The sequence below is a fragment of the Pedobacter sp. HMWF019 genome (assembly GCF_003061025.1).
Taxonomy (GTDB): Bacteria; Bacteroidota; Bacteroidia; order Sphingobacteriales; family Sphingobacteriaceae; genus Pedobacter.
Genome location: NZ_QAIL01000124.1, coordinates 20,303 through 41,661 on the forward strand (window position 1 = coordinate 20,303; position 21,359 = coordinate 41,661).

10 protein-coding genes are annotated in these 21,359 nt (G+C 42.7%); 5 read left to right on the forward strand and 5 right to left on the reverse strand.

Translation table 11 applies throughout. The features are described 5' to 3' along the window. Window positions 1-22: 22 nt before the first annotated feature. Together xylA and DBR11_RS07880 are read left to right on the forward strand one after the other, a co-directional pair. Window positions 23-1,354, forward strand: coding sequence for a xylose isomerase (gene xylA, locus DBR11_RS07875; protein ID WP_108551319.1), 1,332 nt, complete (start codon window positions 23-25; stop codon window positions 1,352-1,354). Between the two features lie 9 nt (window positions 1,355-1,363). Then, entirely contained in the window at window positions 1,364-3,052 is a 1,689-nt protein-coding gene (locus DBR11_RS07880; protein WP_108551322.1) for a sodium/sugar symporter, read from the forward strand. Between the two features lie 56 nt (window positions 3,053-3,108). Here DBR11_RS07880 and DBR11_RS30105 read toward each other — a convergent pair whose 3' ends face one another. The 4 genes from DBR11_RS30105 to DBR11_RS07900 are packed head-to-tail and all read right to left on the reverse strand — an operon-like array spanning window position 3,109 to window position 13,280. Next, window positions 3,109-6,624 (reverse strand): family 43 glycosylhydrolase, encoded by a 3,516-nt coding sequence (locus tag DBR11_RS30105; protein WP_233260684.1) that lies wholly within the window; start codon window positions 6,622-6,624, stop codon window positions 3,109-3,111. A 39-nt stretch (window positions 6,625-6,663) separates the two neighbouring features. Next, complete coding sequence (locus tag DBR11_RS07890) at window positions 6,664-8,307, reverse strand: endo-1,4-beta-xylanase (protein ID WP_108551324.1); 1,644 nt, start codon at window positions 8,305-8,307, stop codon at window positions 6,664-6,666. 35 nt (window positions 8,308-8,342) lie between these two features. Beyond that, entirely contained in the window at window positions 8,343-10,100 is a 1,758-nt protein-coding gene (locus tag DBR11_RS07895) for a RagB/SusD family nutrient uptake outer membrane protein (protein ID WP_108551326.1), read from the reverse strand. Between the two features lie 18 nt (window positions 10,101-10,118). After that, complete coding sequence (locus tag DBR11_RS07900) at window positions 10,119-13,280, reverse strand: TonB-dependent receptor (RefSeq protein ID WP_108551328.1); 3,162 nt, start codon at window positions 13,278-13,280, stop codon at window positions 10,119-10,121. Window positions 13,281-13,781: 501 nt separating this feature from the next. Here DBR11_RS07900 and DBR11_RS07910 point away from each other — a divergent pair. Both DBR11_RS07910 and DBR11_RS07915 read left to right on the forward strand, forming a co-directional pair. Then, on the forward strand, window positions 13,782-14,888 hold the full coding sequence (locus DBR11_RS07910) for an endo-1,4-beta-xylanase (protein WP_108551332.1): 1,107 nt from the start codon (window positions 13,782-13,784) through the stop codon (window positions 14,886-14,888). Next, the gene (locus DBR11_RS07915) at window positions 14,889-17,735 is read left to right on the forward strand and encodes a glycosyl hydrolase 115 family protein (protein WP_199233790.1); all 2,847 of its coding nucleotides are present in this window, start codon (window positions 14,889-14,891) and stop codon (window positions 17,733-17,735) included. It begins immediately after the preceding gene. A gap of 42 nt (window positions 17,736-17,777) precedes the next feature. On the opposite strand, the gene DBR11_RS07920 is transcribed toward DBR11_RS07915, so the two are convergent. Continuing rightward, the gene (locus DBR11_RS07920) at window positions 17,778-20,270 is read right to left on the reverse strand and encodes a glycoside hydrolase N-terminal domain-containing protein (protein WP_108551334.1); all 2,493 of its coding nucleotides are present in this window, start codon (window positions 20,268-20,270) and stop codon (window positions 17,778-17,780) included. 178 nt (window positions 20,271-20,448) lie between these two features. On the opposite strand from DBR11_RS07920, the gene DBR11_RS07925 reads away from it, so the two are divergent. Continuing rightward, window positions 20,449-21,306, forward strand: a complete 858-nt coding sequence (locus tag DBR11_RS07925; RefSeq protein WP_108551337.1) for a helix-turn-helix domain-containing protein — start codon at window positions 20,449-20,451, stop codon at window positions 21,304-21,306. The last annotated feature ends 53 nt before the right edge of the window (window positions 21,307-21,359 follow it).

The window sequence follows — 21,359 nt, forward strand, 5'->3', positions numbered from 1 at the left end:
CCAAAATCAAAATATAATTAAGATGACTAAAGTAGTAACAGGAGAAAAAGAATTTTTCAAAGGCATCGGACAGGTAAAGTTCGAAGGACTGGAATCAAACAACCCACTGGCTTTTCGCTGGTATGATGAAAATAGGATCATTGCAGGCAAAACCATGAAAGAACATTTGCGTTTTGCTTGTGCTTACTGGCATTCTTTTGTAGCTACAGGTGGTGATCCTTTTGGAGAAGCAACCATCATTCACCCATGGAATGAAAAAGCAGATGCAGTAGAGCGTGCAAAAGATAAAATGGATGCAGCATTTGAATTCATCACCAAAATGAACCTGCCTTATTACTGTTTCCATGATGTAGATCTGGTAGATTATACCAACGATGTACTGGAAAATGAAAGACGTTTACAGGCTATTGTAGACTATGCCAAACAAAAACAAGCAGAAAGTGGTGTGAAATTACTTTGGGGAACAGCCAATTTATTTTCTAACCGCAGGTACATGAATGGTGCGGCAACCAATCCTAATTTCCACGTACTGGCTCATGCCGGCGCGCAGGTTAAATCTGCACTGGATGCAACTATTGCCCTGGGCGGAGAGAATTACGTATTCTGGGGCGGACGTGAAGGCTACATGAGCTTACTGAATACCAAGATGAAACGGGAACAGGAACACCTGGCTAAATTCCTACATGCTTCAAAAGACTATGCACGTGCACAAGGTTTTAAAGGAACCTTCTTCATTGAACCAAAACCATGTGAGCCGACCAAACATCAGTACGACTACGACGCTGCAACGGTAATTGGTTTCCTGCGCGAATACAATTTGCTGGAAGACTTTAAACTGAACCTGGAAGTTAACCATGCCACACTGGCGGGCCATACTTTCCAGCACGAAGTACAAGTTGCCGCTGATGCAGGTTTACTGGGTTCTATGGATGCCAACAGAGGTGATTACCAAAATGGATGGGATACAGACCAGTTCCCGAACAATGTCAATGAAATTACAGAAGCGATGTTGATCGTTCTGGAAGCGAATGGCCTGCAAGGTGGTGGAATCAATTTTGATGCAAAAATCAGAAGAAATTCTACTGATGCTGCTGATCTGTTCTATGCACATATTGGGGGTATGGACACTTTTGCGCGTGCATTGGTTACGGCCGACCAGATTCTGCAGCATTCAGATTATAAAAAAATCAGAACAGAAAGATATGCTTCTTTTGATGGCGGAAAAGGTAAAGATTTTGAGCAGGGAAAACTGAACCTGGAAGATCTGCGCGCTTATGCTATAGAAAAAGGTGAACCAGCTACCCTGAGCGGACAGCAGGAGCTATTGGAAAACATCATCAACAGATTTATTTAATCTACGCTTATGAATGCATTAGGCACATACGACTATGTCGTTTTCCTGGTCTATTTTCTAATCGTAGCCTTATACGGATGGACGGTATACCGCAAAAAGCAGGCACATAAAGAAAATTCGAAAGATTTCTTCCTGGCCAAAGATTCTTTGACCTGGTGGGCGATTGGTGCCTCTCTAATTGCCTCCAATATATCTGCAGAGCAGTTTATCGGAATGAGCGGTTCTGGCTTCACTATGGGGCTGGCCATTGCCACTTATGAGTGGATGGCCGCTGCCACCCTGATCATTGTGGCCGTATTTTTTATTCCGGTTTACCTCAAGAACAAGATCTATACCATGCCCCAGTTTCTGGGGCAACGCTACAACAGTACGGTAGCGATGATCATGGCCATCTTCTGGCTGTTGCTCTATGTGGTGGTCAATTTAACCTCGATCCTGTATCTTGGTGCTTTAGCCATCAATAGCATTTCGGGCATCAACACCACAGCTTGTATGTATGTTTTGGCTGTTTTCGCCATCATCATTACCCTGGGTGGCATGAAGGTAATTGGTTACACCGATGTGATCCAGGTTTTCTTCCTGATCCTGGGCGGACTGGCTACCACCTACCTGGCTTTGCAATTGGTATCTACCCATTTTGGAACTTCGGGCGTATTAAATGGCTTAAACCTGGTGAAAGAAAAAGCGACAGACCATTTCCACATGATCTTTCATAAAGAAAATGCGCACTATATGGACTTACCAGGCCTTACCGTGTTGATTGGCGGGATGTGGATTGTGAATCTAAACTACTGGGGCTGTAACCAGTACATTACCCAAAGGGCCCTTGGTGCAGATTTAAAAACGGCCAGAGGTGGTTTATTATTTGCAGCCTTTCTTAAATTGCTGATGCCGGTGATTGTGGTCCTTCCAGGTATTGCAGCCTATGTGTTATACAAAGAAGGATATGGTAATTTCCATAGCGATATGATGAAAGACGGATCGCTGAATGCGGATTCTGCCTATCCGGTATTGCTTAACCTGCTTCCTGCTGGATTGAAAGGTTTATCTTTTGCGGCACTTACTGCAGCTATTGTTGCGTCTCTTGCTGGAAAAGCCAACAGTATTGCTACCATCTTTACACTCGACGTGTACAAGAAGGTGATCAATAAGGAGGCCAATGAACATAAACAAGTGGTAATTGGAAGAGCGACGGTGATCATTGCCATGATTCTGGCCATCATTATTGCCCCTCAACTGGGTATTGATAAAAAAGGTGGCTTTCAGTTTATCCAGGAATATACCGGCTTTGTATCTCCAGGTATCTTTGCCATGTTCATCTTAGGCTTTTTCTGGAAAAAGACCACGTCCAATGCGGCTCTGTTTGCAACTATAGGAGGTTTTGTATTGTCTGTTTTGTTTAAAGTCCTTCCGGCTTTTACTAATCTGGAATGGTTAAGTCCTTTTGGTTTCTCCAAACTGGCCGAGCAAAAAGATGGAACAATGCTTTATGAGATTCCTTTCCTGGACAGAATGGGCTTTGTATTTGTGATTTGTATACTGGCCATGTGGATCATCAGTACACTGGAAAACCGGAAAGGTGTTAATCCTAAAGGTTTGGATGTAGACCGCAGCATGTTTAAAACCAATACTGGTTTTGCGGTGGGTTCACTGATTGTTTGCGGGGTGATTGTTGCTTTATATACCATTTTCTGGTAGTTTGTACCGTATTACCTAAAAAAGGCTTGTGTTCTTATCGAACACAAGCCTTTTTTTTATTTATAGATCTCGTCGTTTCCTTCATAGTCCAGCCATTGGTAGCTGGCCTGGCTAGATGAAGCCTTGCCGTTTGAACTGGCATATAAGGCAAAAAGGCATCCTACAAATCCACCTGCTGTTTTTGTACTTAAAAAACTGCCATCTACATTGTTTTTCAGCACTTTCCACTGCCGAGCATCTGTGGCATATTTGAAATCATAGACAGATTTCCGGGCATCAATCCGCAGTAATAATTTAGCTTTCGCTTCTGTTTCGGTTAAGCTTTGTTCTGTCAACAAGTCCATTTTTTGGGTCTGTGGATTGCTTTTAAAGAGTTGAACAACCGGTTTTCCGTCTACAACAGACTTTGCTATAAAATAGAAGTGGTCTTCATTCTGAAAGATCAACATACCTGCCTGTTCGTTATTCTGCAGCGCATTAAAGTTCAGTTCAGTTGTCGCGGAGCAGGTTAAATGCTGTTGACGTTTGCCCACAAAGGCGGGATTCCCTTTCCCCATGCAGGTCTCCGGACTCAAATTCAAAGTAAGTCCCTTACTTTTGCTCAATTGATACTTTGTGGTATCTCTTGTCCTTAGCAGCAGCAGTTCAGGACCGAGCTTCTGATCAAAAGTAGTGCGGTAAGCAAAGTTTCCACTCTGGGGCGGGGCATCGTTTTTTTGTTCTTGAAATCCAGCAGTATAGCGGTACTGGATCTCCGCATGCTCCGGATTGATTTTTGGCCAGCCATTCTCCCAGGAAACCGGTGCAATAAAGGTTTCCCTACCTGTATTATAATAATCGCCCTGATAAGGCCGGACGGCTAGAAATAAGGCATAAGTTTTCCCATCCGGACCTTCCACCAGTTCTGCATGCCCGGCAGAGGTAATTGGATTTGCCCGGGCCGGATCTAGGTCTCTCTGAGTCAGGATAGGATTTTGAGCATAAGGCTGATAAGGCCCCTTCACAGAAGCGCTTCTCAGGATGACCTGTGAATGGTTGATTGAAGTTCCACCTTCTGCAGCGCAGAGATAATACCATTGATCGCGCTTAAAGATGTGCGGTCCTTCTATCCAAACTGGCTTTTTACTCAGATCTACACCTCCGTTCACCAGCAATTGTTCTTCACCCAGCACTTTTAAGTCTACAGGATCAAACTCATATAAGCGAATGGTTCTGTGGCCGTCGTAAAGCGGCTTTCGGTCTGGCGCATCGCTGTTGTAAACGATATAGGCCTTATCCTGGTCAAAAAACAAAGAAGGATCTATTCCCTGCACTTCAGGCAACCAGACCGGATCACTCCATGGGCCTTCAGGATGCTTGGCGGTCACCACAAAATTCCCTTTGCGGTCTATCAGCGTACAGGTTACATAATAGGTACCCTTGTGGTAATTGATAGAAGGAGCAAACAGGCCTCTGGACACCTTATCTCCCATAAAGTTCATTTGAGAAGGCCGGTCTATCACATTGCCGATCTGTTTCCAGTTCTTGAGGTCTTTACTCTGAAATACAGGGATACCCGGGAAATAGGAAAAAGTAGAATTGACCAGGTAATAATCTCCCCCCACTTTAGTGACGCTGGGATCGGGATAGAAACCGGACATCACCGGATTAGTGAATTTAACAGAGGCTCCGTCTGTCCGGAAAGCCGAGGCAGGCAAACCTTCTTTATTGTACAGGTTTGCCCCTTCGGGATTATCGGCCCAGGCATACCGCACAGCCATCGGCTCTTGTACAGCCTCACTCCATACTTCTACCTGCTTTCCTGTAATCCGCGCTTTTGCCCATACAAATTTCCCGTCTTTGCCAGCGATAGAAAAGCCCTTAAGCTCCCCTCCCCCTTTTGCAAGTAAACCATTGCCTGTAGAAGTAAAAGAAAGCATCATCTTTTGCCCGCTTCTTTTCATCGATTGATAAAGTGGGCCAGAATACACCAGTTTGGAATCATGGTAGGCAATCCTTTGTGCGGCAAGTGAAAGACGCTTACCCACATCTTCTTTATTGAGCGGATGAATGTCATTCCATTCGCCTATATCCGTAGCAACCGCCATACCTGTGTTGGTCAGCTCCAATGTTTTTAGTTGTGCTTCCCTGACTTCGGCCCAGTTGCTTTCCGAAGGCTGAGGTTTTGAAGGCATAAAACTGGCAAGCTGCACATATAGAAATGGCAGATCTTTGTTCTTCCATTGTGCTCTCCAGTCTTGTATTAAATCTTTAAACAGCACTTCGTAATCACCTGGATTTCCAGTATTGGATTCGCCCTGGTACCAAATTACGCCTTTCACGGCATAAGGGAGAAGAGGTGAGATCATGGCATTGAACAGTCCTCCAGGTTGATATTGGAAGGTGGTCTGTCCACCTGGCATTGGATCCGAGGCGTAACCCACTTTACACTGCCAGGTTCCTTTCAGATCTATACGCTTCAGACCAACAACGAGTTCATAAGGTTTATCTGTTGTAAACCCGACTTTTCCATTTTCTGCAATCACCCGCACAACGATCGTATTTTTACCCTTTTTCAGAATTCCGGCAGGCACATCATATTTTCTTGGTGGGTATTGGTAGCCGGTACTGCCCACGAGTTGGCCATTAATATAAGTTTCATCCCGATCTACAATCGTCCCCAGCAAAAGTCTTCCAGCCTTTCCATCCATAGCTTCTGGCAAGTCGATTTCTTTCCGATACCAAAGTACACCACTTAAATATCCTGTCAAGAAGCCAGGCACTACCGTGTTTTTCCAGTCGGAAATTTCTCCATCCTCCAGACCCCGATCATTCTTTTTTACGCGGTTGTTCCATGTACTGGCTGTTTCCTCATCCTTTTTTTTGATCTGATCGATCACCGCATCGTCCTGATACTTTTGATAAAGCGCTAATTGTTTTGGAAAAGATTTCAACGCCGATTCGCTCAACCAGGCTTCTGCTGGCGAACCACCCACACTTGCCTTGATCAGACCAATGGGAACATGGTATTTTTCATACAGGTCTTTAGCAAAAAAATAACCCACACCTGTAAAATCCAATACCGAGACAGGATCTGCAGAAACCCAGGTACCGGAACCAAGATCATTCTGGATACCATGAAAATTATAAGCTGTTTTTATATTGAACTGCCGGATATTTGAATTGGTAGCCTTCTTTATAACTGCAGCATATTTATCCTTTAACCGGTTCATGGGCAACTCCATATTTGACTGCCCCGAGCAAACCCAGACGTCTCCAATCAGGATATTATGAATAGAGATCAGATTATCTCCCTGTATATCCATGCGAAATGGCCCACCAGGGGCCATTTCAGGAAGTTCAATGGTCCAGACCGATGATGACTTGCAAACAGTTTTATAGTCTTTGTTTTTGAATTTGAGTGTAATCTTTTCTCCCGGATCTGCCCATCCCCAAACCCGGATCACCTCGCCTCTTTGCAATACCATCCCGTCACTGATCAGTCTGGGTAATTTTACAGTTGCGTAACTGCAAACAACCTGTGCAGTGAAAAATAGGCAAAATAAGAATCTCTTAAAAAATACCTGTGCCATGCTTCTATCGTCAATTGATGCAATACAAGGCAAAACTCCTTAAGGAGTTTTGCCTTGTAATCCTTGTTTAAATCCTACGTATGCTTGCTTTTTACCAAAATTCTTATCAAATAAATCTGGCTGATCTACTTTTTTCAGTGAAGTTACAATCCAGCTGCTAGGATCATCAACCCCCCAAACCGTAATCCCCGCCCGCTGTGCAGGAGGAACATTTTGTAGATACGACCAAACCACATATTTATACATAACTGCCTGGTCTGCGGAGGTAAATGGTGTTAACACAAAACTCGAATTTTCACCTGGATTGGCCCGGACATCCAATTCAGAAACCCGTACCTTTAATCCTGTTGCAGCTAAAGCCTTAAAGGCTGCATCGATTCCCGCTTTTGGAGTACCAATATTGATGTGCATTTGAGTACCCAGGCCTGTAATACCCGCATTGGCATCTTTCAACTCCTTGGCTAAAGCAATAAAGGCATTCAATTTTGTGGTATTAGTTTCCAGATTGTACTCATTCATAAAGAGGTCTGCATTAGCGTCTATGGCTTTGGCGTAACCAAAAGCTTTCTTAGCATAATCTCTGCCCAAATAATTCTGCCACACAAATATACCTGATGTTGTGGCCGGTGTATTGCTGTTGTTTCTGAGATCCCCACCATCGGTAAAAGGTTCATTAAGGACATCCCATTGCTTTACTTTTCCTGCGTAATGTGTCATCATACCCTGAATATAGGTCTTCATGGCATTATCTACATTGGCCAGTACCTGCGCCCCTGTTGGAGGAGCCGCTGCTAATGCGTCGACAACCGATACGTCATCAATATAAAATGTATTCGCGTTGCCTCCCAAATCAAATGCAATCTGCATTGTGGTTCCGGTAGCGGTATAACTGTAGGATATCTGCGTCCAGGAAGTCCCTACTGCTTTTCCACCCTGATAGTTTACAGAACCGTCTGAGCTTCGTATTTCAAACTGTATACTTCCTGCAGCATTTCCTTTGATCCAGTAAGATACTGTATAAACTTTTCCCGCAGTAACCGGAATTGGTGTACGGGTAATGATCTGGGTATTGTAATTGTTTCCACCTGCTACCGTAGTAGTTTGCAGTGCCCGGTTGCCCCCATGAGCAGCAACACCTGTAGCTACAGAAAACGTACCATTGGAATGGTTTAAATCTTGCCAGTTAGTAAAAAGATCGCCAGTAACCGCATCAGGACCAGCTTCGAAATCGCCATTCGGCACCAAATTAACCGCATTACTCCCTCCGCTGCCAGTGACCAGGGTATTGAGGTAGTTGGTATTTTGCTGGGAATGCCAAACCAGTGTATGTCCATAAATGTTTAATCCAGCATTTGTGCACAAGGTTACAAAAGCATCCGTATTGGCAAAATTAAGGCTGCCATCATTCTGCACGATGTAAGAATGCTTCATTTCATTACCAAAAGTAACGATGTTCGCTTCACGCTTTACCGTTGCAAAATAGCCACTGTTCGAAGTAGACAGACCTTTTTCTATTGCAAGCCCAATAGGAAAAGAAACCAGCGATTTAAGGGTTCCTGTGGTATCGGAAAAATCACCCATGTTATTGATTCCCAGCTCCTGGTTCTTTTTACAGGAAAAGCTGCATAGTATTAAACCAGCTATAATTGCAGGCTTACATTTATATATAATATTTTTTATCATTTCATTTAAGTTTTGTTGGCCGTTTACAAACAAGTTTAATAGCCTGGGTTCTGAGGAAACTTATCTCCGGTGGTTACCAGGTTGATCAGCGATAAAGGTATAGGTCGCAAGGCAAAAGCATCTGCAGGCGAACTTTTCGAGTACCCGGGATATGCTTCTGAATTATAGGCCTGAAGTCTTCTTCCCAAAGATTGCGTACGGGTTAAATCCCACCATCTTGTGCACTCTTCATACAGCTCCCTTGAACGTTCGTCCAGGATAAAATCAAGCGTTACATCATTCGAACTGATCTGCATTGCTGCTACAGCCGTAGCATTTTGTGCACTGGAATTGCTGCTCTTATAAGCAGCCCGGGTACGGATTACATTCAGCATATCTGCTGCTTTAGACAGATCTCCTGATTTAAAATAAGCCTCAGCTGCCAACAGGTATACATCTGCAAACCGAACCAGGATGAAAGGACGGGTAGAAGGATCATTCATTGCGGCTCGGCTCGGATCGTCATACTTCTTTAAAGATGGAAATATGATAGGTGTATAAGCATTCGCTGTGCTTCCTGCCCCTACCAACGATGGTGGAATCAGGATTACTCCTTTAAAGGAAGCTCGTTTTGTTGCTCCCGGGTCAAACGGTGGTGTCCAGATAGCCGTATCTGTGCCTACAGTTAAAGCACCTCTGGGTGTGGTAATTCCGGCGGTATTTGCAATCCAGGTGGTTTGAAAGCTTTTGTCAAAACGGGTATCGTTGTTTCGTTCTGCAAATACACGCAGCATATAGTCTGTATTCGGTCTGATCCTGATGAAAGGACGCCCATTTGCAACATCACGTGTCATCACTGCTGAGCCAGTAGAAGCAGGATAGTTTGCAGTAACTGAAGGATAGTTTGGACGGAAAAGGAAATTAGTCACATTATAATTACCTCCCGAACCACCTACTACGTAATTTCCGTATTTGGCATCGCTACTTTCGTCAATAACAAAAAGCACTTCCTTTCCATAATCGTTTGCAGGTTTAAAAGCATCTGCAAAATCCTGCCAAAGATCAACCCCATAGGTAGCGCGATTGGCAATCAGATTTTGAAATGTGGATGCCGCAGTTGCAAAATCACCGGATTGAGCGGCCTTTGACCAACCCCTGGTGAGATAAGCTTTACCTAAAAAGTATAATGCTGTAGCCTGTGTTGCGGCTTTACCACCAAAAGGCTGGCCTGGGGTAACCTGCAATTCCTTGGAGGCTTCTGAAAAATCCTTAATGATCTGAGCGTAAAGATCTGCTAGCGGCGCACGTTTATCAGAAGTGGTTGGATCTGTAATAAAGGTGGTATGCAAGGGCATTTCACCAAAATTCACCACCATATAGTAATAAAGCATTCCACGCAGGAACTTCGCTTGCGCCAGGTATTGTGTACGTTGCGTTGCATCAGTAAGCGCAGTTCCATATAACAGCACCCCATTTAAGGTGTTGATCCCCTGATAAGCATTTTGTACAATATAACGGTAATCATCCAGGCCAAGGTTGACATATGTAAATGTTGAAATACTACTGGTACTACCACCTGCAAGGGTTTCGTCTGTTCCGCCAACCAACTGGTTGGTAAAGCCCTCTGTTCCCCATAAACCCCGAAGTGTTCCATAGACCCCTGTTATACTGCCAATAACCCCTACTGGTGTGCTGAAAGATTGCTGGGTCAACTGGGTACGCTGTTCTTCTTTTAAAAAATCCTTTTTACAGCTGCTCGCGCTTAAGGTAACCGTAGCCGCAAGGATTATAGATATTTTACTATATAATTTCATATTTATAACTTTAAACTGTTAAAATTTCACATTAACACCTAATTGGAATGTCCGGGTGGGTGGATTATTTAAATTTGCTGTTATGGCACGGCTGGTACTCGTTCCTGCATTTCCACCTCCTGCCGTTGGGTTTGTTCCGGCAACTGTTGAAGCCACAACACCTCCGGTTGCATTTCCTTCAGGATCTATTCCGTATCCGCTGCGTACTAATGGAGAATAGATAATGAATGGATTGGCACAGGTCGCATAAATCCTTAAAGAACTGATTCCCGTACCTTTCAACAGGTCTGCAGAGAACGTATAGCCCAGATTGATACTCCTCATTTTCACGAAAGATCCGTCGCGAACTGCAAGTGTAGAGGCATAAATTTGTTTATCATTCGCCGCATCAGGTGCAGGGAATTCATTTGTTGGGTTGGTAGGGGTCCAGTAATCTACTTTCCATTGGTTTACGCGACTGTTACCAAAAAATGGATAACCCTGAGCACTTCCATCTGCTGAAAGATATGGGGCTAGAATTTTCTGACCAATACGGGCACTGGTTACCAGAGAAAGGTCAAATCCTTTATACCTGAAACGGTTGGTGATACCTCCGGTAAATTTAGGCTGAAAATTACCAATAATCTGTAAGTCACTGGCATTGATCTTTCCATCATTATTTAAATCTTCTACTTTGATTTGCCCTGGCAGTTGTCCGTATACGGCTGCTTGTGCCGCCTCACTGGTTTGCCATATCCCAATTTTTTTAAGGTCATAAATCACGTTAAAAGGTTGTCCAACAAACCAGTTGTTACCAATATCCTGCTGAATACCGTCATGAAGGGCAACGATAGAATTTCTATTAAAGGAGATGTTAAAATCTGTATCCCAGCTAAAACCTTTATCACTTCTGATGTTACTGGAACTTAATGAAATTTCCAATCCCCTTCCTTTGGTTTTACCCTCATTGGCTGTATATTGTGTTGCACCATTGGTATAAGGCAGGTTTACCACCTGTAAGATATGGTCTGTTCTCTGGTCATAAAAATCAATGGAACCACTGATCCTGTTTTTAAACAAACTAAAATCTAATCCAATATTGGCTTGTTTGGTAAATTCCCAGGTTAAATTCTGATTCGCCAGGCTATTTAAAAAATAACCATTTGCTGCAGAACCCGCATTTCCAATAGGGCCAAAATTATAGAAATTGCTGGCCAGGTTACCTGCAGAAGAATAAGCTCCAACAGATTGGTTGGAAGTTTTTCCGTAGCCCCCCCTTAATTTTAAAGAAGAAATGATGTGCTCAATTCCTTTAAAGAATTTCTCGTTATCGATATTCCAGGCTGCGCCAAATGCCGGATAAACATAATATTTTTTGTTTGGGAACACAGAAGACCCATCATCCCTGATGGTTGCTGTTAAAGAGTATTTGCCATTGAATACGTAATTTAAACGCCCCATGTAAGAAACCAGGCTTGTTTCGGAATAACCACCAGCTCCTGCACTGACACTTCCTGCTTGCTGCAGGTTATAATTTTGAATATAATCTGCAGGTATACCAATACCGTTAAAACTGTTGTTCTGGAAATGATCCTTTTCTATACTGTACAAACCGGTAAAAGTTACATGGTGTTTTTCTGCGAACACTTTATCATAGGTCAGCAAATTCTCTACTGTATAACTGTAATTTTCACTGGCACTGACCGATTCATTAGCCTGGCTGTAAGACGTTGCATTATTATAATAGGTATTTGGACCTGTATACATACCACCACCACTTGAATAATAGCTTGCCCCAACATTTGCCCTGTATTTAAGCCCATCGATAATTTTCAATTCACCATATAACGCAGCTATGGTACCCAACCTTCTATTTTGATCGGTGTTGGTACTTTTATCTCTTATGGTCAAGGGATTAACAACGGCAGCATCCAATGAGCCTACCTGTGGCAACAAGTTAATCGAACCGTCTTCATTATAAGGAGAAACCAGCGGGCTCAGGCGGATTACACCGCCTACAGGATATCGGTTTCCTCCATTAGTAACTGAAAGATCGGAGGCGATCGATCCGCCAATCTTTATTCTTTCACTGGCCTGATGATCTACTGTTGCTCTTAAACTATACCGGGAGTAATCCTGTCCATATACGATACCTTGTTCCTTGCGATAACCCGCGCTAATTGAAAACTGTGTTGCATCGGATCCACCTGAAATGCTTAAATTCTGATTATTAACATAACCATTTCGGAAAATAATATCCTGCCAGTTGGTATTGGTTCCCTTAGCCAAACCAGCACGTTCTGCACTGGTTAAGGCATAAGCGCTTACGCCAGGATTGACACTATTTAGAACCTGTGCAGCTTCTTTAAAAGCAGCATACTCTGTTCCGTTAAAGAAATTATATTCATCAGTTCGGCTGGTTACTCCAAAATAAGAGTTGTAATTGATTACTGCTTTACCAGATTTTCCACGTTTACTAGTGATCAAAATAACCCCACTGGCACCTCTGGAGCCATAAATGGCCGTTGCAGATGCATCCTTCAGGACATCCAGACTTGCAATATCGTCCGGATTAATATCATTGATACTTCCACCAACAAAAGGGATTCCGTCCAATACAATCAGTGGACCATTCTGTGCATTGGCCGAGCTGCCCGTAGTACCAAGAGAGCGCTCTCCCCTGATGCGAATCTGACCGGCAGCACCGGGCTGCGTACCGTTAGCCTGGATATCTACACCAGCCAAACGCCCTTGCAGCTGTGCAATAACGTTTGTAGCCGGCACTTCGGCCAACGTTGCGCCATTAATGGAAGCTACCGCTCCAGTTACATCTTTTTTACGCTGCGTACCGTATCCAACCACCACAACTTCTGTGAGCTTATTCGATTCCGGGTTAAGTGTAACCTGAACAGACTGACCTGCGCTTACTTTTATCTCTTTAGGCGCATAACCTATATAAGAGATAACTAAGGTTCCTCCTCCCGCAGGTATCGCCAGGGAGAAGTTACCATTTACGTCAGCTGAAGTACTTGCCGTTCCTGATTTTATTCTGATGATGGCACCTGGAAGAGCTAATCCTTTTTCATCTGTCACTTTTCCCTTTACTGAGGAAGTCTGTGCAAATGTATTTGCCGATAGAAAAGCAAGTAACAACAGCAAGGCTGCCGAACTTAACTTCTTAATGAGTTTAATTTTTTCCATAATGTTTGGTTAATATTTGGTTGGGTTTTGAGTTTGTTAATTCTGGCTTCATAAAGCCCTTTACGTAGATTTTCTTTCCATAGACGTCTTAATTAATAATGCATATTCATTCGTTTCTAAATATTTATTACAAATAATCATTTTACAATATCCTTATATGATACTGTGGTATTCTGGAAATAATCACGAATCAGTACTGAAGTACAGGGTGATATATTTGGTTACTAGGATAAAAGTAGAAAGAATTTTCAATAATGCAATCGATTGTAATTATTTTTTTATAATTTTATTTTCAGGGACTCACAGATGTCATTATAAAATCACAGGTGCAGGCGTTTATTCAGCCACATCATTTTATAATGACATAAGGAAGAGAAAAAAACCTTGTTTAAAGCCAAATATGAACCATAATTACCAGCTGCTATATCTTAACCGCCATTTTCAGTTACCTGGAATAGAAAAGATAATACACCTCCAAAAACTCACTAAATCGTATTAGATATGGATATTTTGAAATCGATTGCATTTTATAACAAGTTAATTTTTTGGATTCTTATAGGGCTGTATATTCCTTTTAAAAGTGCCGGGCAATCTCCCCAAACCAATAGCAAGGGACTGAAGGATATTTATCAATCCTACTTTACCATGGGTGTAGCGGTCTCTGTTTCTTCCCTCAAGGGAGAAGAAGCCCAGCTCATTAAAAGGGAATTTGCCAGCATTACACCTGAGAATGCCATGAAAATGGGCCCTATTCATCCCGAAGAAAACCGTTACCACTGGAAAGACGCAGACTCCATTGTCTCCTTTGCTCAAAGAAACGGTCTAAAAGTACGGGGCCATGCCCTTTGCTGGCATGAACAAACACCTGCCTGGCTGTTTAAAGACAGCAAGGGAAATCAGGTGAGTAAAGAGGTCCTGCTTTCGAGATTGAGATCGCATATATTTACGGTAATGCAACGTTATAAAGGAAAAGTTTATGCCTGGGACGTGGTCAATGAGGCAATTGATGACCATCCGGGTGCTTACCTCAGAAATTCGCTCTGGTACCAGATCTGCGGCGAAGACTTTATAACCAAGGCTTTTGAATACGCACATGAAGCAGATCCTGATGCACTGTTGTTCTATAATGATTACAATACGGAACGGCCGGAGAAGGTAGAAAGGATCTGCCGCCTGATCAAAAACCTTAAAGACAAGAATGTACCTATATATGGTATAGGCCTGCAGGCCCACTGGTCTATTTTTGAACCCAGCACTGCCGAACTTGAAAATGCCATTAAAAAATATGCTGCCCTTGGTTTAAAGATCCAGATCACTGAACTCGATATTTCAGTTTATCCCTGGGAAAAAGAAAAAAGGGCATTACGTCCCGGAGAGCCTGATGCCTACACCTCTGCGCTTGAAAAACAGCAGATCAACAAGTATAAAGAAGTGTTCCAGGTACTGCGTGCACACCGCAAAGAAATTACCGGGGTCACTTTCTGGAACATTTCAGACCGGCACAGCTGGCTGGATGAATATCCGGTACAGGGACGCAAGAACTACCCGCTCCTGTTTGACCAGCAACTCAAAAGAAAAAAAGCCTTTTACGCCATAACCAAATTTTAAATGATGAACCGACATTTGTTACTCGTACTTTTCATGATTTGCAGCTACCAATATAGTTTTGCAATAGATGATAAAACCTATATTTCCAGTCAAGCCAGCAAGGCTCATTTTCCGCTTAGCCAGAACGGATCACCTACCTCCATATTCGTAAACCCCCAGGATTACCCCGGCGTGCTACTTGCGGCTAAAAATTTGCAGTCTGATCTGAAACTAGTTACCGGAAATACGCCTTATTTTTACAATGTTATGCCTAAAAAAGGCATGCTCGTTATCATTGGCACCTTAGGCAAAAGCCCAGAGATTGACCTGTTGGTAAAACAGCATAAACTGGAGATATCGGCTATTAAAGGAAAATGGGAAACCTTTGTGATCCAAACTGTAAAAAAGCCCTTCCCAGGTATAGATGAAGCCCTGGTGATTACGGGCAGCGACAAAAGGGGGACCATATATGGTATTTACGACTTATCCTCTAAGATTGGTGTATCTCCCTGGTATTGGTGGGCAGATGTACCGGTTAAGCAGCAGAAAAATCTGTTTGTTGCGCCCGGCCTGCACAGTCAAGGTACACCGGCCGTAAAATACAGAGGCATCTTCCTCAACGATGAAGCTCCGGCTCTTTCTGGCTGGTCTAAAGAGAAATTCGGAGGTTTTAACCATAAGTTTTACACCCATGTCTTTGAATTGATCCTGCGCCTGAAAGGCAATTATTTGTGGCCTGCCATGTGGGGCAATGCTTTTTATGATGATGATCCCTTAAATCCGAAGCTTGCAGACGAATATGGCATAGTGATTGGCACCTCACACCATGAACCTTTGACCCGGGCCCACGACGAATGGAGACGGTACGGCAAAGGCCCATGGAACTATGCCACCAACGAACAAGCCCTTAAAGAATTCTGGACTAAAGGCATTCAGAGAATGGGCAATAATGAAAGTATTGTAACTGTCGGAATGAGGGGTGATGGTGACGAACCCATGTCTGAAGGCAGCAATATTGCTCTGCTGGAGCGGATTGTAAAAGACCAGCGTCAAATCATTGCAGAGCAAACCAAAAAGGAGGCCTCTAAAACGCCACAGCTCTGGGCGCTCTATAAAGAGGTGCAGGATTATTACGATAAAGGCATGCGTGTACCCGATGACATTACCCTGCTGCTTTGCGACGACAACTGGGGGAATATCCGAAAGCTTCCAAAGTTAAGTGACCGTCCAAGAAGTGGAGGTTATGGGGTCTATTACCATTTTGACTATGTTGGTGGCCCGAGAAATTACAAATGGTTAAATACAAATCCACTACCAAGAATCTGGGAGCAGATGAATCTGGCCTACGAATATGGCGCCAATCAGATCTGGATTGTCAACGTGGGCGATTTGAAACCTATGGAATTCCCGATAGAGTTTTTCCTGGACTATGCCTGGTCTCCAAAAAGATGGCCTGTGGATCATCTGGAAGCCTATACCGCATTGTGGGTTGAAAAACAATTTGGAAAAAACAATGCAACAGCTATTGCATCTGTATTGTCCAGATATGGGAAATACAGTTCAAGAAGAAAGCCGGAACTGCTGGATGCAAACACCTATAGTTTAACCAACTATAGGGAATTTGAGCGCGTTGTAGAAGAGTACCAGGTATTGCTTGCGGATGCAGAAGAACTGAATAAAAAAATTCCTGCCGATGCTAAAGATGCTTATGATCAACTGATACTCTTCCCGGTCAGGGCACTGGCAAACCTGAATGAAATGTACTATGCAGCTGCTAAAAACAATCTGTATGCTATCCAGGGAAGAGCAGCCACAAATGCTATAGCCATCACCGTAAAAGAGCGCTTTGATCAGGACGCTGCCCTAACCAAGCATTACAATACAGAAATTAACCATGGAAAATGGAACCATATGATGGACCAGACCCATATTGGCTACACCGGCTGGCAGCAACCAGAAGTGAATGCGGTTCCGGCAACACAGACCATTCCCTTACCCGAAAAGGCCGATATGGGTGTTGCCATAGAAGGATCAGCAAACTGGTGGCCACATACCCAGTCGGAAGCAATTTTACCAGGCATCTACAAACAGGGCAATTCATCGGCTTATATAGAAATCTTCAATCGTGGAAAGATACCTTTTCATTATAAGATCATGCCCGAAAAACCCTGGATAAAACTCAGTCAGACAGAAGGCGAGGTTAACGATCAAGTCCGTATAAGCTTAACTGCAGACTTTTCTAAAATTCCTGATGGTAGTTTTAAAGTACCCATACTAATCCAGTCAGACCAGGGCAACTCGGTCACGGTCTATGCGGAAGTGCATCAGATAAACACGCCAAAACAGGCGAATACATTCCAGGAACAAAATGGGTACATATCCATAGAAGCCGCCAACTATACCCGTAATATTGAAACAAATGCACTGTCCTGGAAAGTGCTTCCGGACCATGGCAGAACGTCGTCTGCAGTTGCCCCATTCCCGGTAACGGCAAAGACAGAAAAACTGGCGCCACAAAGCCCAAGGCTGGAATATGCCATTGAACTACAGCAGGCAGGTGAAGTGAAGATCAATGCTTACCTCTCTCCTACACTCGATTTCAGCCATGATATGGCTTTATCTTATGCCATTTCCATGGACGATGAAACGCCGCAAACGATTGACATCATCAAAGCCGACCAAAGAAACTGGGATACTAATGTGGCAGAGAATATAAAAATTTTGAGTTCGAAGCACGAGGTTAAAAAACCAGGTGTTCATACGCTGAAAGTATGGGCGCTTAGCCCTGGTGTAGTTTTGCAGAAACTCGTTTTGGAAACCAAGGCCATTCCGGCAAGCTATTTAGGACCACCGGAAAGCCCACGTTAACAGACACTTGATTAATCAGTTTTATCCTGAAAAAATGCAGAATTAATCCAGCTGTTTTGATTCAGGATAAAACTGGATATCTTCCCCCTTTTGGGTCTTTAAAACTATATTTGGATTAGAAAAGTGTTTTTTACCGATCCTCTTGTTACTGGTATAATAGCCTTTATTCCATGGTGCCAACAGGCATAGATCATTACCTTGTTCGCTAAATACACTGACCTTACTGACCATCTTTTTCTCTAAACTCGCACTAACCAGGAATGCCCCCACTGTACGTAGAGAAGTAAAAGAGGCATCTTTTTCCTTCGGCCAGTTGGGAAACAGCCTGATCTTTCCATTATACCCCTGTAAAAGGCATTCATTGATCACAGCAGGCAAAGCAAAATTTTCAAACCAGACACCCATTTTAGCCATATATTGATAATCGGAATAGTCATTATAACGACCACCTGTCTGCATCACAAGATCTGTAGCCGTACCATTTGGAAGAAGGCAATAATTAATTTGTCTCTTAAAGGTTTCCAGATCCAGTTTGCCAATTCTTGCTGCTTGTAAATTAAGTAACACTAAGTCATTGCCACCTTCATTCTGCTGGCTATTATAGGTATTCTGCAGAATCTTTGCCATTTCTCCCTGTGTATCCAGTCCATGATCTTCCCCAGGAAAGACTGTAAATAAGGAATTGGGCAGGTTGTAAACCACCTGTTCATTTTCTTCAGGTACAGAAACAAATATTTTTCCATAATCCTTTGAAACCGCGGTCGGATAATCAGGAAAGTTCTTGAGTATGTTGTCTATTTGGCTCAGCAACTGTTTTTCAGTTTTTGTTTTTCCAAGAATGACGGTGGCCTTCTTAAAAGCTTCAAAAGCGAATTTAGTGAGGGTCAGATCAACAATACCATCATAATTATACTTAAATCCAGGTCTTAAACCATAAAGTTCAGGGGGCAACGTAGGGAAAATATGATATTTATGGTCTTTCCATCGGGCTGGATCAACTGCCTCTTTTCTTTGCATATAAGCCGTTAAAAATTGAACCGCCTCTTTAATAGGTTCATAAGCTCTATTCTTTAAGAAATCCTGATCTCCTGAATACAGATAGTGCCACCACAGTCCCTGTATCGCCCATGGGGTCTCACTTACCTCCCAACCCCAATCAGGAACCGGATAGGGATTCATAGTCATCTCTACCGGATACGCGGAATGTGGAATATACATACCAGGCAAGCCATAATAGTCTTTTGCCCATTTACGGCTCACAGGCACCAAAGCTTCAATAAGATTTACATAAGGCAGATTTTTTTCCAGGTGATTGCTTGAAAAAGTCATCCAGAAAGGCTGTTGCGTATTGTAATTCATATGATAATCGCCATGCCAGGCCGTACCAATATTGTTATAGCTCCAGTTGGCAAAAATGCCCGGGCAATTCACTCCATCTTTTGCCGCACAATTAAAGAAATATAGATTACGGTACCAAGTCTGTTCCAGAAAATGATCAGAAAGCAGTACGGAAGATTTGCTCCAATAGCTGTTCCAAGCTTTCACATTAGCCTCAAAAGCATTTGTCATGTCTTTTTTGGAAATGGTATTTCTTTCTTCCCCAGCAGAAACCGCAGCATCCAGTCCCTCCTCCAAAGAAATCGCCATAAGGAATTCCTTATTACTGGTAAACCCAGCTTCCAGAAGGCCCATTTCCTCTCTATTTCCATTCCAGTTCGTTCTTGACTTTTTAAGCAGTGAACCTTTGAGTTTTACTGCCAGTTTAAAGGCTTTATCTTTATGATCTTTAAGTGAAGGATTCTGTTCATTTGCAGGCAGTACCTGGCGGAAAGCGAGTATTCCTTGATCTAATTGCTCCAGACTTTGAGAAGCTGAAAATTCTTTAGGTGTGGATGGATCAGGCATGATTTTAACCCTGGTAAAAGGATGCTCCATGGATCTGCCCAAACTATCCGTATAGTCTATCCACAAGAGATCAGAGTTCATCTCTGTAAATATGTTCAGGAAAGTTTTCTGATGATCACTGGTTAAAAACTTCACTTTACACAAACCATTTGAAATGTCTAGCTCATGCCCCAGCATCGTCAATTTACGCCGGTCAAATCCAAGCAACACAGATCCGCATGGAAAAGGTCTGGGATAAGGCTTACTGTAATTTTCTGAGGCCATATGGTTATAAGCGGCATACCAGGGGTCATCTGTAAGATTTTTAAGCCCCACAGGTATCTGTTTTACCCGATCAAAAACCTCCTGGAATGTACCCAGTTTCTCTTTATTCTGTTCCGCAATCCTGATATCCCATACATTATTGTGCCCAAAATAAAGCACTACTGCATCTGGCCTGGTCGTGACAACTACACCCATACCCCCATTTCCGAGTAAGGCACCTTCAAAAAAATCTGGCGCAGGTTTATTATAAACTAGTGTATGTTTTTTGGCGGCTTCTACTCCCGGTAATTGTGCTGCAGCAGGTTGCGAAAAGATCAGGCAAACCATAAGGAAAGAGAATGAAAAGAAAAAAGAGGCAGGTTTCATACAATGATTTGGTTAATGTAATACAAGAATCAAAAATACTATTGGGGGTAAAAAAGAAAATAGTATATCCTGTGATTAGAATGGATTATACTGAGAAGCAACATACAAATAGAAGAAGCAGCTTTTTAATCGTCTATTCGTCGACGTGATTTTTTATCTTTACTAAAAATTCAATTGGGTGAAACCTGTGCAAGAAATTCTTATAGAGCAAACCATTACAGACTCATTTTTTATAGATCGGTTGGAAAATCGAGTTGTAAATACTGATTTTCCCAACAGGCTTAGTTATCATCGCATCATATTTGTAGAAGGTGGGACTGGAAGATTAACCGTGGATGATTCCTTTTTTGAAGTGAAGAACAGTGAGGTTTTTTTATTATCCAAAGGGCAAATCTATCAATTTGAAACACCTTCCGTTGTTTCTGGGTATATCGTTTCTTTTGGTGATTGTTTTTGGGAGAAGACACCCAGGAGTGCAAGTAATTGTAAAGCTGTACTATTTAATAATACAATCGCCAATCAACGTTTACTGCCAAATGATTCAGAAATGAATGAGCTCAGCCTTCTATTCACTACCCTACTCAATGAATATGAAATGCCTGCATATACTAATCAACAGGACGCAATGGCTGCTTACCTGAAAATTATCATGATCAAACTGGCTAATGTAAAAATGACAAATGAAGATACCTTTGACAGCCAGGATTATCTATTATACCGAAAATTCATGGATTTGCTCAGTGCTCAATACCAGAATTATCACGCAGTGAGCGACTATGCGAAAATGCTGAATATTACAGCCCGGCGACTGAGTGATCTTTGTAAACGATGCAGTAAAAAAAATGCAAAAGAGATGATCAATGGACAAATCATTGCAGAAGCAAAGAGGTCCCTGCAATTTAGTTCCAGTCCCGTAAAAGAAATTGCTTGCCAACTTAATTTCAATACACCAGAACAGTTTAGTCATTTCTTTAAAAAGAATACCAATATATCGCCCGCTGATTATCGCAATCAATTTATCAGTATTGGGCTTTAAACCAAAAAGGTCGAAAATTTTGACATGTCAAACGTAGTTATTGATATTCTCTG